The sequence below is a fragment of the Novosphingobium sp. BL-S-24 genome (assembly GCF_055521575.1).
This window is the reverse complement of sequence record NZ_CM145488.1, coordinates 768302-783520: the sequence shown is the minus strand read 5'-3', so window position 1 is coordinate 783520 and position 15219 is coordinate 768302. Positions and strand designations below refer to the sequence as shown.

The window sequence follows — 15219 nt, the reverse complement described above, 5'->3', positions numbered from 1 at the left end:
ATGGGAATCCTGTCCAAGATCTTCACCTGGTGGGACGGCGCCACCATTGGCACCTCGCTCTGGAGCTCGCGTCATGGCGAGCATGTCGGCACCGATGTGCAAGGCAACAAGTACTATCGCTCGAAGGGCGACAAGATCCGCACGACGGAAGGGTACGATCGCCGCTGGGTGATCTATGCCGGGGCCAATGATGCCAGCAACGTGCCGGCCGAATGGCACGGCTGGCTGCATCATTCCTATGACGGCGTCCCCGAAAGCTATCTGCCCGCGCCCCGGATCTGGGAAGTGGACTATACTCCCAACGCCACCGGCACGCTCGAAGCCTATCGTCCCCAGGGCGCGCTGGAGCGAGGCGGCCGCCGCGCGGCCGCTACCGGCGATTACGAAGCCTGGTCCCCGGACGCCTGAGGCGGCTGGAATGATGCGGGCCGGGGCTTTCGCTGCGCTGTCGTTTCTGGCGACGCTCAGTGCCTGTGGGCGCGGAGAACCGCAGCCCGAAGTACAGGATACCGGCGTTCCCGATGCGATTGCGGGCATGCAGGCAGGCCCGGCGCAGGCCGCGCGCGGACAGCAGATCGGCACACCCAACAAGGACCGCGTGGTAACGCTGGGCGTCCTCAACAAGCGCAATAACCTGACGCAGGACCTGGTGATGAAGCCGGGCCAGTCCCGTCGTATCGGCAACCTCGTCGTCAAGGTGGCGACGTGCGAAAAGACGCTACCTTGGGAACGGCCGCAGGAAGAGGGCGCGTTCGTTCAGGTGTTCGTGGAAGAACGCCAGTCCACCGCGCAGAAGCTGTCGTGGCGCAAGGTGTTTTCCGGCTGGCTGTTCAAGAACGCACCGTCGATGAACGTGGTCGAGCATCCGGTCTACGACGTGTGGGTGAAATCCTGCGCGATGAGCTTCCCGGGCGAAGAGGCCAGCCCGCAGGACGCCGCTTCCTCCAGCAGCAGCCCGAAAGCATCCGGAAGCGCCAGGACCGCACCGGCGGCACCTGCCGCCACGCCATCGCCCACCGCGACCCCGGAGGCAGAGCCCGCCGAAGTTCCGGCGGTGGAGGAATGACCGTCCGCATTTGATTGCGGCGCTTCCTGCGCTTTCTGAAGCAGCGAAAGATAGCGTTTCTGCGGCATCTCCACCGCGCCCAATGAGGCAAGGTGCGAGGTCATGAACTGACAGTCCAGCAAGGTCACGCCGCCCCGGCGCAAGGCCGCAACCAGCCAGCACAGCGCTACTTTCGACGCGTCGCTTACGCGTGAAAACATCGATTCGCCGCAGAACGCGCGGTCAAACCCGACGCCGTAGAGCCCGCCTACCAGCTCTCGCACGCGATCATCCCCGGTATGCCAAACCTCGATGGAATGGGCGTGACCAAGGAAATGCAGATTTTCGTAACTGGCCTGAATCCGATGGCTGATCCAGCTGCCCGCGATATCCTCGTCATCGGGATCGTCCTCGGGCCGGATCTTTCGCGGCGCGGCGCAGGCATCCATGACCGCTGAGAACGCCTGGTTGCACGTCACCGTGAACCGCCCGCGACGCAGCGAGCGCGCCAGCGAGTGGGACACGCGAAGACCGTCGAGCGGCAGGATCGCCCGCAGGCGCGGCTCGATCCAGAAAACCTCGGGATCGTCCCGGCTGTCCGCCATCGGAAAGATGCCGCTGCGATAGGCGAGCATGAGCAACTCAGGCTCGATGATCGAAATGGAACGAGGCGCGTGCACGGATATCGCCTTAGCAGCTATGGCGACGAAACGGTACGATCACGGGCAAGTCGCCGCCAGTCGATCGCGTCGACAAATCATCCGTCAAAACATCGGGCAAATGATGGCTTGTAATCCGCATCGCGTCCTTCTAGAGGCTCGTCCGCCCGCAGGAGTGTAGCTCAGTTGGTAGAGCATCGGTCTCCAAAACCGAGGGCCGTGGGTTCGAGTCCCTCCACTCCTGCCAGCAATTTCCAAACATGGTGCTAATATCCCCTTCGGGGACCGTTGCGCGGTTATAGGTGCCGCCAATGTCGTTTTAGGTTCCACGTTTGGGCACCTGCCTTGCCAATCACCGTGTGGAGACTAGGAGAACCCGTCCGCCGATTCGGCAGCGCCTCTTGGCACTGGCGCCATCGCCATCCGGTCGGCTAAGGACCTGATCGGACACAGTGGGAAAGATCCAGTCACTCATGCACGCCAGCGCGCATCCAGAAACGGAATCAACCTCCACTCCCGCAGCGGGGCGGTTCCGTACCAGCGAAATCTACGTGCGCCGTCGGCACGAAGCGGCGTGGCTGGGCTTTGTTCTATCGTGCCTGGCGATGCTTCCCGCGTTGCTCGCCTGGACTCCGCAGATGACGGATTATCCTTCGCATCTAGCGGGTTACAAGATCATGCTCGACCATGGGCACGATCCTTTCCTGACGCGATACTTCCTGTTTCACTGGGACTGGACCGGCAACCTCGGCGCGGAATTGCTGATGGTTCCACTGACCCCGCTGCTGGGTCTGGAAGCGGCGGGGCGCTTCATCGTCGTGATCATTCCGTTCCTAACCGGCATGTCGATCATGGCCGTGGAATGGAGCCTGCGTAAACGCATCGGCGTCGGCGCGATCCTGGCGTTCGCGATGATCTGGTCGCCCTCGCTGCTGATGGGTTTCCTCAACTATTCACTGTCCCTGGCCTTCGCCCTTTTCGCCTTCGCCGGATGGGTAAGACTGGAAGGCTGGCGGTGGCGCTGGGCCGCGTTCGTGCCGGTCGGCTTCGTCGTCTGGCTCTGTCACGTCTCGGGATGGGGCGTGATGGGCGTGTTGATGTTCGGCTACGAATGGGCCCGCCGTTCAAGCTGGCGCGACTGGCGCCCCTTCATCAAGCCCTGGCCGCTGATCTTCCCGATCATCCCCATGCTGCTGGGCATGGGTGCCAATTCCAAGATGTCATACGGACGGTACGGCGTCCTCGAATACAAGTGGGGCATCCTGTATAAGGCGATGCGCAGCTACGATCAGGTCTTCGACATCGCCAGTCTGTGCGTCGTCGTGGCCGTTGTGGCAACGGCGCTGGTGATCCGCCGCTTCGACGGACGCGTGGGCTGGGCGGCGTTGATCCTGTTCATTCTGACTTTGATCGTACCGCGACAGATCTTCGGCGGCGACTATGCCGATTACCGCCTTAGCACCGCGGCCTTGCTCGTCGCATGCCTGGCGATCGACTGGCCTGTACCGCGCTGGGGGCTGGCCTTGGCTGGCCTGCTGTTCAGCGCCCGGATCGCGGTGACCAGCGTCGTATGGTATCAGGATGCCCAGACCGCAAAGGACATGATCGTGGCGATGGATCACGTCCCCGAAGGCTCACGAGTGGCGACGGCGGTGGCGATCCCGCGATCTCAATGGCTGTTCGGCCCGTTCGAGCATTTCGGCAGCTTTGCCGTCGTCAGGCGCAGCGCGATGGAAAACTCCAACTTTGCGTTGCCCGATGTCCACATGCTCTCGATGCGTGAGACGCGGTATCGTTTCAACGATCCGACGCAGCGCATCCTCTACTCGCCAAACCAGCGCATAGACCTGCGCAAGTTCAAGCCCGCCCGCCATGCGGATTACCTTTGGTACATCGGCGACAAGCGGCCCGTGGCCATCCCGGAAGGCGCGTGGATCGTCTACGCGACGTCCAACTCTTTCCTCGCGCGCTTGCCCAACGCAGTGGACCTTGCAAATCCGGCCGACGGAAGCTAAGTCGCGATTTCCTTCCGACAAGCGGACCCTACCTGCCCCTCCCGGCCTCGGCCGGGGCGGCGATGGCCCCTAGCCGGAAGACACGAGACATTTTTCCGCGCCGTGCGTCAGAAGCGCTCGGCATCAGGCAAGTGACACGAGAGAGCGACGGACGATGGCCAAGACTACCCCCGGCGAATTCATGCGCCAGGTCCAGGCGGAAACGCGCAAAATTCACTGGCCTTCGCGCCAGGAAACGGTGACGACGGCGATCTTCGTTGGCATCATGACGGTGCTGCTCGCGACGTTCTTCCTGGGCATCGACGCGCTGTTCGGCTGGGTCGTCAGCTCGCTGCTGTCGCTTCTGTGATCATCTAGGATACGAGAGTAAAAATGGCCCGCTGGTACATTATCCACGCCTATTCCGGCTTCGAAAACAAGGTTAAGGAATCGATCCTTTCCGAAGCGGAGCGGATGGGCTTGCAGCAGCTTGTCGAGGACGTGCAGGTTCCTGCCGAAACGATCACGGAAGTGAAGCGTGGCAAGAAGGTTCAGGTCGAACGCAAGACGATGCCGGGCTACGTCCTGGCCAAGCTGCACCTGAACGACGACGTCTACCACCTCGTCAAGAATACCCCGAAGGTCACCGGCTTTCTGGGTTCCAGCGGCAAGCCCCAAGCGATCAGTGAGAACGAGGCCAAGCGTTACTTCGGTGCAGCCGAAGCCGCCGCCGCGGCGCCGCGCAAGACCGTCAGCATCGATTACGAGATCGGCGATTCGGTGAAGGTGCTGGATGGGCCATTCGCAAGCTTCAACGGCATCGTCGAAGAGCTCGATTTCGACAAGAACCGCGTCAAGGTCGCGGTGTCGATCTTCGGGCGCGCGACGCCGGTGGAACTCGAATTCGAGCACGTCGAACTCAGCAAGTAATCCGCGACGGGGCATATCGCCCAGATATCTCGCCCCGCGCGCCAAATTGGTGTCGCGGGGCGAACTGTATCTTGGGGGCGGCGGGGTTCGCTAAGAAACGGTCGGGCGGGGCAGGTATGGCAACATCCCCTTTCCTTTGCTGGCGAATTCCATTATGGGCGCCCCCTTCGGACCGGTTTAGCCGGCGCGAATCCTCGCGGGAGGGCTTTGGCCCGTCATACCGCTAGGCATGAGCGTTCGCGGATCTCGCGGGCGCGACAGTGTGAAAAGGAGCGGCCTCATGGCCAAGAAGATTACAGGTTACATCAAGCTGCAGGTTCCGGCCGGCAAGGCCAACCCGTCTCCGCCGATCGGTCCGGCGCTGGGTCAGCGCGGCGTGAACATCATGGAATTCTGCAAGGCGTTCAATGCCGCCACGCAGGAACTCGAAAACGGCATGCCGATCCCGACGATCATCACGGTTTATGCGGATCGCAGCTTCACGTTCGTCACCAAGACGCCGCCCGCCACGTTCCTGATCAAGAAGGCTGCTGGCCTCAAATCGGGTTCGAAGGAGCCGGGCAAGGTGTCTGCCGGAACGATCAAGCGTTCGCAGCTGTCCGAAATTGCCCAGGTCAAGATGGCCGACCTCAATGCTAACGACATTGATGCGGCGACGAAGATCATCGAAGGCTCGGCCCGCGCCATGGGCCTCCAGGTTGTGGAGGGCTGATTCACATGAAGACCACCAAGAAGCAGAAGTCGCTTTCCGAAAAGCTGGGCGACAACATGAAGCTCTACGCCGTGGGCGATGCGCTGCAGACCCTGCGTGATCTCAAGACTACCAAGTTCGACGAGACCATCGAGGTCGCGCTGAATCTGGGCGTCGATCCACGCCACGCCGACCAGATGGTTCGCGGCATGGTTTCGCTCCCCGCCGGTACCGGCAAGGAAGTGCGCGTCGCTGTGTTCGCCAAGGGTGACAAGGCCGCCGAAGCTCTTGCTGCCGGTGCAGACAAGGTTGGCGCCGAAGACCTGATGGAAGACATGCAGGCCGGCAACCTCAACTACGATCGCGTCATCGCCACCCCGGACATGATGGGCGTGGTTGGCCGTCTCGGTAAGCTGCTGGGTCCCAAGGGTCTCATGCCGAACCCGAAGCTCGGCACCGTGACCCCGAACGTAACGCAGGCCGTGAAGGACGCGAAGAGCGGCCAGATCGAGTTCCGCGTTGAAAAGCAGGGCATCATTCACGCCGGCATCGGCAAGATGTCGTTCTCGGACGAAGATCTGAAGAACAACTTCTCGGCCTTCGTGGACGCGATCGTCAAGGCAAAGCCTTCAGGCGCCAAGGGCAAGTACGTCCGCAAGATTTCGCTCTCGTCCTCGATGGGCCCTGGCCTGAAGATCGACACGACCGAGATCGCTGGCGCCTGATAATTAGCGTTACGCAAAGTTCGAGGCCGGGAGGGGAGACCTTCCCGGCCTTTTCTTTGTCTGCGAATGGGGTGGGGCTCGGGCGGTCAGGTTGGCGCCAACGCTTTAGCGTGCATCAAGATTTGCGGCCGTGTAGCACTCGACCAGGAGAGCCAACGGTCGCTGATCCGGCAGTAGCAATTTGGCGCGATGGGTTGAGATGGTGTCTGGCGGGCAGTTTTCCGCTGGTCCTTTGATGGTGGACAGCGGCTTTCGCTGAAAATTCAATGCTGCGATGACTTTGCCGAACGGCACATTGCTGCGCCCCAGCACGTCATTCATTTCGGCTGACAGCCGCTCGGGCACGTACCAGTTCCATGCTTCGGACAAGACGACGTTGCCGCAGCTCAGGCGAACATGGCGAAGCTTCAAGGTCTCACCCTGTTTCAGCGCGAGGGTGCGGGCTATCTCGGAAGGCGTCTCTTCTCCATCCGATGGTATCAACAACGCCGTGATGGTCGCCGGTGCAGCCATTCCGCGCGATGCGCACCATTCCTCCAGCGCCAGGGTGGCACTATCATGACGACGTAGAACGGCCTCGAATTCCTCGAGGGTAGGCGCTCGTGTCGCATCGATCGCCGGTGGTGCGGGGGGGAGGGTTGTGGCCATCAGGGCAAATGCGGCAATAACTTCAGATGCCACCCGGCACCGTCGATTTGCCCATGGCGACCAACCCTTCCATCAGGGCAGACGCGCAAGCGGCGAGATCATCGGCACTGACGGAGCGGATCACGAAGTTTGCTCCGGTGCGCCCTTCCGCCCAGAAGGGATACGATCCGATCTGGCAGGTATCGAACGTTTTTTCGGTTTCGCGCAGAAGATCGGCGACTTCGCTTTCGCCAACCCAGCAACCGACGGTTTCGGTCAACAGTTGCGCGCCGCCTTCCAATTGGCCGGACAGGGCATCCAGCATGCCTGCGGTGATGCTCGGTACACCTGCCATGATAAAGATATTGGCGCACTGAATGCCCGGCGCCCCGGTGTAACGATTGGGGATAAGGCTGGCGCCTTCCGGAGTGCGCGCCATTCGTAGCCTTGCGTCGGTCAGCCCACCGCGCGTGGTGTAGTAATCCTCCAAGATTGCCCGCGCGTCCGGATGGATGATGACCGGCACGCCGAGAGCATGGGCGATCGCGTCCACGGTAATGTCATCATGCGTCGGCCCGATCCCACCGGTCGTGAACAGATAATCGTTTCGCACTCGCAGCGTATTTACCGCTTCGGCGATCGCGTCGGTATCATCAGCGACCACCCGCACTTCGTTCAGGCGGATACCCTGCACTTGCAGCCATGACGCAATCTGCGCGATGTTCTTGTCGTGCGTTCGGCCGGAAAGGATTTCGTCACCGATGACGATGAGGGCGGCTGTAAAGATTCGCGCGGTGTGAGCCATCGCCTATCGCTAGGGCAAATGTACGCATCGGGCTAGTGCAGGCAAAAGCGCTGGTCGGCAGGCGCTCAAAAAAGAAGGGCCGGTCCGAAGACCAGCCCTGTATAAGTTTTGGGAGAGGATGCCTGAAAGGCGTGATCCTTATGTCCGAAGACGATTTATGCTGCAAATGCGTAATAAGAGATCGCGATTGCGTTTCAAGCAACTTGATCCGCATTGAAATTGATTTTGCCACGAAAAAAGGCCGATCCGAAGATCGACCCCTTTTTCGTCCGTCAGTTATCGCAAAAGTCAGTGTTTCGGATTGCTCAACCAAGGCGCTCCAAACAAGTCATGCTCGTCGGCGTCCTCGATGGTGACCTTGATTATGTCACCGACCTCTACCGTAGGTGCGACGTTGCGGAGAAACACATTGCCGTCGATTTCTGGCGCATCCGCTTGTGAGCGGCCAGTCGCACCGATGTCACCTTCGGCATCAGGCTCGCCGACCTCGTCAATGATCACGTCCAATGTCCGGCCGATTTTGCCTTGCAGCTTGGCCGCGCTGATTGCCGCGGTTTTTTCCATGATCCGGCTGTAACGTTCTTCCTTCACGCGTTCCGGCACCGGATCGGGCAAATGGTTGGCCGATGCACCTTCGACCGGCTCGAAGCGGAATGCGCCAACCCTGTCGAGCTGCGCTTCATCAAGCCAGTCCAAGAGGTACTGGAAGTCTGCTTCCGTTTCCCCCGGGAAACCGACGACGAAGCTGGAGCGAATGGCGATATCCGGGCAGATTTCACGCCATCTGCGCAGGCGTTCCAAGACTTTCGCTTCGTTTGCCGGCCGCTTCATCGTCATGAGGACGGACGGCGCGGCATGCTGAAACGGAATGTCGAGGTACGGCGTCAACAGACCTTCGGCCATGAGGGGGATGACGTTGTCGACGTGCGGATAGGGATAGACGTAGTGCAGGCGCACCCAGGGACGGCGACCCTGTCCGTCGGCCAATTGACCAAGTTCGCGGGCCAGATCGGTCATGTGCGTGCGCACCGGCCGGTCTTTCCACGTCCGATCCTCATGCCGAACGTCAACGCCATACGCTGAGGTATCCTGGCTGATGACGAGCAATTCGCGGGTTCCGGCCTGAACCAGCTTTTCCGCTTCGCGCAGCACCGCATCGATGCGCCTGCTGGACAGCTTCCCGCGCAGCGAAGGAATGATGCAGAACGAACAGGCGTGGTTGCAGCCTTCCGAAATCTTCAGGTAGCTGTAGTGGCGCGGCGTCAGCTTCACCCCGGCTTCGTCATACGCCTGGGGGATGAGATCAATGTAGGGGCTCAGTTCGGGCGGCGCGGCCTCGTGAACTGCCTCCACCACTGCTTCGTACTGATGCGCGCCGGTGACTGCCAGAACCTGGGGAAATTTGGCGCGAATGACGTCGGCTTCGTTGCCCATGCAGCCGGTGACGATGACGCGGCCGTTCTCCGCAATCGCTTCGCCGATGGCCGCAAGGCTTTCTTCCTTGGCGGAATCCAGAAATCCGCAGGTGTTGACGAGCACCACGTCGGCGCCGGAATAGTCTGCGCTCATGGAGTAACCATCGGCGCGAAGGCGCGTCAGGATACGCTCGGAATCAACGAGAGCCTTGGGGCAGCCGAGGCTGACCATGCCGACCTTGGGCGGATTGGGGATTGCTATAGCCATGGGATTGGCCGGGCCGATACGCTCATTGCGCGCAAAAGTCACGAAAAACGAATCCTCCAGCGGGCTGCATTCTCCGCTCGCGCTTGCGTATGGCAGTGCAGACTGCAACAACGCTCACAACTGAACAAATGAGGATGATGCGATGGGCCCGGTGAATTGGCTTGCGGTGATATTGGCCGCAGCGGTCGCGTTGGTGATCGGCATCGTCTGGAACGGACCCCTGGCTCGCAGCGGCAGGCAACTTATGCCGGGTAGCGCGCAGAAAGCTGGCCATTACGCTGCCGTTGGCATCGTATTTCTGCTCAGCGCAGCGATGCTGGGCCACAGCTTCGCGCGGATCGGCTCTGAAACACTCGCCGCCAAGCCGTGGCTCTATTTCATGCAGACGGGAGGAATCGCCATTGCGTTCGTGATGCCGTCGGTCTGGCTGACCCATTTGCGCAATCGCAGCGAGCCGATGCGGAGGGTTATCGACTGTTTGTTCTGGCTGATCGCCTATCTGGCGATGGGCGTCGTCTTCTGGGCCTTAGGCTGATTTGTCGTCCGGGCAGGGCGTGTCGGCGATTTCGACGATAACGTCTCCTGCCTGCAATGCCTGGGCTTCGAAATCGCAGAAGCCGATGCCGCGATTACCCCTGTAGATGCGCAGACCCTTGCCAGTGGCGATAGAGTCCAGCGGCTTTCCGACTTCTTCGGACGTTACGGGTCGCTCCACCAGTTGGACGCGTCCATCGACGGAGGCGAGGTCGGACATGTAGTCCGCAATATGGCGGCCCTCTGCGGAACCAGCGAGCAGCAGCCCGGTAAAGCGTACGGGATTGATGACGTTGTCCGATCCTGCCTGCCGCGCGAGCAATTCATTGTCCTCCGCGCGCACGACGGCTGTAATGGGCACCCCCGGCGCCACGTGGCGGGCAGTCAACACGATGAGGATTGTCGTGTCGTCCCGGCCTGCCGAGATCAGGATCGAGCGAGCTAGGTCGATGCGGACGGCCACCAGCGTTTCGTCGCGCGTGGCATCGCCCTCCAGCACGTTGCACCCGACCTGCTCGGCCAATCGCAGGCGAGCGGCGGAGTTATCGACCACTACGATATGCGATGCGTCCGTGCCGCGCGCGATGAGTTCCTGCACGGCTTCCGAGCCGCTTACCCCGTACCCAAGAACGACGATGTGGTCGGACAGGCGTTCCTGAATTCGCTTCATGCGCCACGTTTCCCAACTGCGTTTGATGATGAAGTTGTAGGCGGTGCCTACGAAGATGAAGATCACCGCGAACCGGATCGGGGTCACGATCACGGCCTCGATCAGGCGTGACTTGTCGCTCACCGGGGCAATGTCGCCAAAGCCGGTCGTCGTGATCGAAATCATCGTGAAGTAGAATACGTCGAGGAAGCTGACGGACCCGTCGTGAGTGTCTTTCAACCCCGTACGGTCCATCCAGTGGACGAAGACCACGATGAAGACGAGGACCATCGCTCCGCCGAGGCGAAGCCCGAGATCAGCCCAGACCGGAAGCGATATGGCCCGCCGCAACGGTTTTATCGTCGCCGGGGGAGGGCGATCGGCCATCGTCGTCAGGGCGCCTTGGGTAATTGGTCGCGCGGATCGACGGGCTTGCCGTCGCGCCGCACCTCGAAGTGAAGCTCGCTGCCTTTCGCGAGGCCCGTATCGCCGACAAGTCCGATCCGCTCTCCGGCTGAGACCTTCGCGCCTTGCTTCACGGTGACGCGGCTCAGAAACCCGTAGGCAGTGAACCAGCCCGACCCGTGATCGAGAACCACGAGATTGCCGAACTGGTTCTTTTCCAAGCCGGCAAAAGTGACGGTGCCTGCCGCAGCGGCGCGAACCATGGTGCCCTTGGGGGCGGAGATGTCGATCCCGTCATGATAGTCGCTGCCGACCGCGTAGCCCCTACGCACAGGTCCCTCGACGGGCCATGCAAAGCGTGCATTGGCTTCTGCGGCAGGCCGAACAATTGATGGCGAAGTCTTGGTGCCGGTCAAAGGCGGATCAATCAGGGTCGGGATCAAAAGGTTCTGACCCACTTTAACCGATGCGGCGGGATCGAGACTATTGGCGAGCGCGATCTGTTCCCAGGGTACTGCGTAATCCAGCGCTATCGAGAAGCCAGTGTCGCCCGACGCCACGGTATGATGACGGGTGCGGGGAATGCGCAAGGTCTGGCCCACGCGAACGTCGAAGGGGGGCTTCAAGCCATTGGCCTCGGCTATCAACACGCGCGGCACTTTCGCTCGTGACGCGATGCCGCCGAGCGTTTCGCCTACCGCAACCTTGTGCGTGGTTTCCGTTTCCGCCTTGCCTCCCTGCGTGGCGGGCGTGCGGGCCTCGATTACCCGGGCGGCCACTTTTGCAGCCTTGTTGGCCGATGTATCCGCCGATGTTGGCCCGGCTTTGATGGGCTTCGCGCCCCGCGGGATGATCAGTTTCTGGCCAGCGCGAAGGACGTATGGCTCTTTCAGCGCATTCGCTCTGGCGATCGCGCCTGCGGCTGTCCCGGTGCGATTGGCAATACCGCCCAGCGTTTCGCCGGGCTGGACAACGTGCGCATCGTCGTCCGAAGCGGGTGCAGCCGAGAGAGAGCCACTGGCCAGCAACGCTACGCCAACCAGGAACGGCAGCGTCCTCACTGACCGTAGCGTCCCGCGATAGCGGTCAGCGACGCCTCATGCGTCAGATCAAGTTGCAGCGGTGTTACTGACACATACCCTTCAGCGGTTGCTTCCAGATCGGTGGCGTGGCCCGGCGTATGCTCGATCCCGTGAAGGCCGAACCAATAATACGGAAACCCTCTTGGATCGGTGCTTTCTACGACGGACCCGCGTGCATAGTCGTGGAAGCCCTGACGCACCACGCGGATGCCCTTGACGGCATCGGCGGGGAGGGCAGGAAAGTTGACGTTGACCAGCGTGCGCGGGGCAAAAGGTTGGTCGAGCAATGGCCGAAGCACCTTGGCGCCCCACTCTTCGGCGGCTTCGAAGCTGACCGCGTCGCCCATACCTTCCTTGGAATAGACCTGGCTGAGTGCAATCGAGCGGATGCCAGCCAGCGCGCCTTCAAGCGCTGCCGAAACGGTGCCGGAATAGGTCACATCATCGCCAAGGTTGGCGCCCCGGTTGACACCTGACAGGATCAGATCGGGCGGACCCGGCAACACTTTGCGCAAACCCATGGTCACTGAATCAGTCGGCGTGCCGGTGACCGAGAAGCGTCGCTCGGCATGTTTGCGCAGGCGAACCGGACGCGTCAGCGTAAGCGAGTGACCGGCCCCGGACTGTTCTTCACTTGGGGCGCAGATCCAGATGTCGTCCGATAGCTGCGCGGCGATCTTTTCCAGCACGTAAAGGCCGGGAGCGTTGATGCCATCGTCGTTGGTCAGGAGAATACGCATCAGGAGTTCGCTTCCAATTTCTCGACGCCGCCCATCCAGGGGCGAAGTGCATCTGGGACCAGCACGGAGCCATCCTCTTGCTGGTAGTTTTCCAGCACAGCGACCAAAGTGCGGCCCACCGCCAGTCCTGATCCGTTGAGGGTATGCAGAAATTCGGTTTTCTTCGAACCCTCGGGTTTGAACCGCGCATTCATACGGCGGGCCTGATAGTCTCCGCAGTTCGAAATGGAGCTGATCTCGCGATAGGCCGACTGCCCGGGCAGCCACACTTCCAGATCATAAGTCATGCGAGCCGTCGCCCCCATGTCGCCTGAACACAGCAGCACCTTACGGTACGGCAATTCAAGCGCCTGCAGGATACCTTCCGCGGCGACGACCATGCGTTCATGCTCAGCCTCGCTTTCGTCCGGGCGGCAGACCGTTACCAGCTCCACCTTCTCGAACTGATGCTGACGGATGAACCCGCGCGTATCGCGCCCCGCCGCTCCGGCTTCGGATCGGAAGCAGGGGGTCAGCGCAGTCATCCGCAAGGGCAACGCGGCAGCATCGATGATCTGTTCGCGCACGGCATTGGTCAGAGATACTTCCGCCGTCGGGATGAGCCAGCGACCATCCGTCGTGCGGAACAGGTCTTCCGAGAACTTGGGCAGTTGTCCCGTTCCATACACTGCGTCATCGCGCACGAGCAAAGGCACGTTGCATTCCAGAAAGCCATTGGTCCCGGTCTGCGTATCCAGCATGAACTGCGCCAGCGCTCGATGCAGCCTTGCCATCGGGCCTTTCAGGAACGTGAACCGAGCGCCGGACAGGAGCGCCCCGGTTTCGAAATCCATGCCCAGCGCCGGGCCAAGATCCGCGTGTTCCTTGGGCGCGAAGCTGAATGTGCGGGGCGTGCCCCATTTCGCCACTTCGACATTGTGCGCCTCATCTTCGCCATCCGGCACCTGATCGACCGGAATGTTCGGCAGCCCGGCAAGCAGATCGTTCAACTGCGCGGCAAGGTCTTTTTCTTCTGCTTCGAGAGTGGGCAGCGTGTCCTTCAACTGCGCGACTTCCGCTTTCAGCGCGTCCGCCGTCGCGGCATCACCCTGACCCATGGCTTTGCCGATCGCCTTCGACGCTTCGTTGCGACGGTTCTGTCCTTCCTGAGCGCGCGTTGCGGCAGAACGGCGCTGCTCGTCGAGCGAGACGATCTGGTCGGCTATTGGCGCAACGCCGCGGCGGGCCAGGCCGGCATCGAAAGCGTGAGGATTATCGCGGATCTGGCGGATGTCGTGCATGCCGCGGGCTATGCCGTGTGGAGGTCCACCGCGCAAGCCGCACGGCGTTTGCTCCGACGCGATTATCCACCTTCACGGCGGTGACATATAGTGCTGAAATCGTTGGGACCGGGACCATCCGTCAGGGGATGGTGGGCGCGGCAGGGATTGAACCTGCGACCCCACCCGTGTGAAGGGTGTGCTCTACCACTGAGCTACGCGCCCGCTATCGGGAAGCGGCGCCCTAGACAAAGCGGATCGAATTGACAAGCGGCGATCTGCTTCTAAACGCGCAAGGCATGACCGAAGAGACCAGCACCCCCGAAACGAGCGGCGCAGACGTGCCCCCCGATCACCTCGCCATCAATCCGCGCAGCCCCTTTTTCGATCAGGAAAAGCTGCAGCGCGGAATCGGCATCCGGTTTAAGGGCACGGTTCGCACGAACGTTGAGGAATACAGCATTTCTGAAGGCTGGATTCGCGTTCAGGCGGGCAAATCGATGGACCGCCATGGCCAACCGCTGACCATCAAGCTCTCCGGCGCGGTCGAAGCGTGGTATGAAGATCTGGGCGAAGACGCGCCTGTCGCCAAGAAGGACTGATTGTCCGGGCGTCGCTTAACCGCGACGCCTCAGTATCGGCCAGCGATGATCGCGCCTATTGGATCGTTGTGGCGCAACGTTTGCTGCTTGGCCTGACGAGACATCGCAGGCGTTCGCCCCGCCCCTCGCTTGCCTGCGCTTTCTAACGAACCCAGTTTTGCATTGTAGATAAAACCGGATACCGGCCAGTGCGTCGTGCCAAGGCCGTGCGATGGGCCATACCAGATGCGCACCTGGCTCCAGTCATTCTGCGGCGATACATCGAGCGCGGTCACATTTCGCTCGATCTGGCCGGGGATCGACCAGTTGGCATGACTGAGCAGGACGGTCCTCGCATCCACGATGCGGCTGACTGTAGCGACGTGACCCAGACGTGAGTTATTGAATGGTGGGATCGCCATCACCGCGCCGGGGCGAGGAACATGGCCTGTGGCGTATCGGTCCTGCGCCTGGCTCCACCAAGTATGCGCATCACCGTAGATTTGAATGCCGGATGCAGAGCGGGCGTAGGGTACGCACTCGAGATGGCCCGGCCCCTTTGATACCGCTAAGGCATTTCCGAGTGCCGCGTCGTTGCCAGCTTCGGTGCCCAGCATGGATTCGATGACCGGACGCGCTTGTGCCGTCGATGTGCACGCCGCGATCGCGATGGAAAGTACGCTGCAAAAAACCCTCATGCCGCCCTTTTGCATCTGGGAGGTTATTAGCCGTCTGCCGAGAATGGTTAATCGCCACGAAGGGAAAAGTTCCCTCAGCTCATGCCTAAATGCGATGCGAATGGCCGTGAAA

17 protein-coding genes, 2 tRNA genes and 1 pseudogene are annotated in these 15219 nt (G+C 61.3%); 10 read left to right on the top strand and 10 right to left on the bottom strand.

Annotated elements, in window-relative coordinates; genetic code table 11:
* Complete coding sequence (locus ACZ1JM_RS08945; protein ID WP_465134472.1) at window positions 1–408, top strand: NADH:ubiquinone oxidoreductase subunit NDUFA12; 408 nt, start codon at window positions 1–3, stop codon at window positions 406–408.
* 10 nt (window positions 409–418) lie between these two features.
* Window positions 419–835, top strand: a pseudogene (locus ACZ1JM_RS08940) (DUF2155 domain-containing protein); the annotation flags it as partial.
* A gap of 35 nt (window positions 836–870) precedes the next feature.
* On the opposite strand, the gene aat reads toward ACZ1JM_RS08940, so the two are convergent.
* Window positions 871–1725, bottom strand: coding sequence for a leucyl/phenylalanyl-tRNA--protein transferase (gene aat / locus ACZ1JM_RS08935; RefSeq protein WP_465134471.1), 855 nt, complete (start codon window positions 1723–1725; stop codon window positions 871–873).
* A 150-nt stretch (window positions 1726–1875) separates the two neighbouring features.
* On the opposite strand from aat, the gene ACZ1JM_RS08930 reads away from it, so the two are divergent.
* From ACZ1JM_RS08930 to rplA, 6 genes are all read left to right on the top strand, one after another.
* Window positions 1876–1951, top strand: a tRNA-Trp gene (locus tag ACZ1JM_RS08930).
* Window positions 1952–2156: 205 nt separating this feature from the next.
* Window positions 2157–3719: a hypothetical protein gene (locus tag ACZ1JM_RS08925; RefSeq protein ID WP_465134470.1), complete on the top strand. Its 1563-nt coding sequence runs from the start codon at window positions 2157–2159 to the stop codon at window positions 3717–3719.
* Between the two features lie 154 nt (window positions 3720–3873).
* Complete coding sequence (gene secE, locus ACZ1JM_RS08920; RefSeq protein WP_465134469.1) at window positions 3874–4068, top strand: preprotein translocase subunit SecE; 195 nt, start codon at window positions 3874–3876, stop codon at window positions 4066–4068.
* Between the two features lie 23 nt (window positions 4069–4091).
* Window positions 4092–4628: a transcription termination/antitermination protein NusG gene (gene nusG, locus ACZ1JM_RS08915; protein WP_465134468.1), complete on the top strand. Its 537-nt coding sequence runs from the start codon at window positions 4092–4094 to the stop codon at window positions 4626–4628.
* 280 nt (window positions 4629–4908) lie between these two features.
* Window positions 4909–5340 carry a 50S ribosomal protein L11 gene (rplK, locus tag ACZ1JM_RS08910; RefSeq protein WP_465134467.1) on the top strand — a complete coding sequence of 144 codons (432 nt, stop codon included), beginning with the start codon at window positions 4909–4911 and terminating at the stop codon, window positions 5338–5340.
* A 5-nt stretch (window positions 5341–5345) separates the two neighbouring features.
* Window positions 5346–6044, top strand: coding sequence for a 50S ribosomal protein L1 (rplA, locus tag ACZ1JM_RS08905; protein ID WP_465134466.1), 699 nt, complete (start codon window positions 5346–5348; stop codon window positions 6042–6044).
* Window positions 6045–6149: 105 nt separating this feature from the next.
* Here rplA and ACZ1JM_RS08900 read toward each other — a convergent pair whose 3' ends face one another.
* The 3 genes from ACZ1JM_RS08900 to rimO all read right to left on the bottom strand — a co-directional run bounded on the left by ACZ1JM_RS08900 (window position 6150) and on the right by rimO (window position 9159).
* A complete protein-coding gene (locus ACZ1JM_RS08900; RefSeq protein ID WP_465134465.1) occupies window positions 6150–6692 on the bottom strand; it encodes a hypothetical protein in 543 nt (180 codons plus the stop codon).
* A gap of 22 nt (window positions 6693–6714) precedes the next feature.
* Window positions 6715–7476, bottom strand: coding sequence for a competence/damage-inducible protein A (locus ACZ1JM_RS08895; protein ID WP_465134464.1), 762 nt, complete (start codon window positions 7474–7476; stop codon window positions 6715–6717).
* Window positions 7477–7764: 288 nt separating this feature from the next.
* The gene (rimO, locus tag ACZ1JM_RS08890; RefSeq protein WP_465135021.1) at window positions 7765–9159 is read right to left on the bottom strand and encodes a 30S ribosomal protein S12 methylthiotransferase RimO; all 1395 of its coding nucleotides are present in this window, start codon (window positions 9157–9159) and stop codon (window positions 7765–7767) included.
* Between the two features lie 142 nt (window positions 9160–9301).
* Here rimO and ACZ1JM_RS08885 point away from each other — a divergent pair, with 142 nt between their 5' ends.
* Entirely contained in the window at window positions 9302–9694 is a 393-nt protein-coding gene (locus ACZ1JM_RS08885; protein ID WP_465134463.1) for a DUF1761 domain-containing protein, read from the top strand.
* On the opposite strand, the gene ACZ1JM_RS08880 is transcribed toward ACZ1JM_RS08885, so the two are convergent.
* From ACZ1JM_RS08880 to ACZ1JM_RS08860, 5 genes are all read right to left on the bottom strand, one after another.
* The gene (locus ACZ1JM_RS08880) at window positions 9686–10729 is read right to left on the bottom strand and encodes a potassium channel family protein (protein ID WP_465134462.1); all 1044 of its coding nucleotides are present in this window, start codon (window positions 10727–10729) and stop codon (window positions 9686–9688) included. The two genes, ACZ1JM_RS08885 and ACZ1JM_RS08880, sit on opposite strands and share 9 nt — an antisense overlap.
* Window positions 10730–10734: 5 nt before the next feature.
* Window positions 10735–11808 carry a LysM peptidoglycan-binding domain-containing protein gene (locus tag ACZ1JM_RS08875; RefSeq protein ID WP_465134461.1) on the bottom strand — a complete coding sequence of 358 codons (1074 nt, stop codon included), beginning with the start codon at window positions 11806–11808 and terminating at the stop codon, window positions 10735–10737.
* On the bottom strand, window positions 11805–12569 hold the full coding sequence (gene surE, locus ACZ1JM_RS08870) for a 5'/3'-nucleotidase SurE (RefSeq protein ID WP_465134460.1): 765 nt from the start codon (window positions 12567–12569) through the stop codon (window positions 11805–11807). Before surE ends, ACZ1JM_RS08875 begins: the two co-directional genes overlap by 4 nt.
* A complete protein-coding gene (gene serS / locus ACZ1JM_RS08865) occupies window positions 12569–13849 on the bottom strand; it encodes a serine--tRNA ligase (RefSeq protein WP_465134459.1) in 1281 nt (426 codons plus the stop codon). Before serS ends, surE begins: the two co-directional genes overlap by 1 nt.
* Window positions 13850–13978: 129 nt before the next feature.
* Window positions 13979–14053 (bottom strand) — tRNA-Val (locus tag ACZ1JM_RS08860).
* Between the two features lie 74 nt (window positions 14054–14127).
* Here ACZ1JM_RS08860 and ACZ1JM_RS08855 point away from each other — a divergent pair.
* A complete protein-coding gene (locus tag ACZ1JM_RS08855; RefSeq protein WP_465134458.1) occupies window positions 14128–14430 on the top strand; it encodes a DUF3297 family protein in 303 nt (100 codons plus the stop codon).
* Between the two features lie 29 nt (window positions 14431–14459).
* On the opposite strand, the gene ACZ1JM_RS08850 is transcribed toward ACZ1JM_RS08855, so the two are convergent.
* Window positions 14460–15107 carry a CHAP domain-containing protein gene (locus ACZ1JM_RS08850; RefSeq protein WP_465134457.1) on the bottom strand — a complete coding sequence of 216 codons (648 nt, stop codon included), beginning with the start codon at window positions 15105–15107 and terminating at the stop codon, window positions 14460–14462.
* Window positions 15108–15219: the final 112 nt, after the last annotated feature.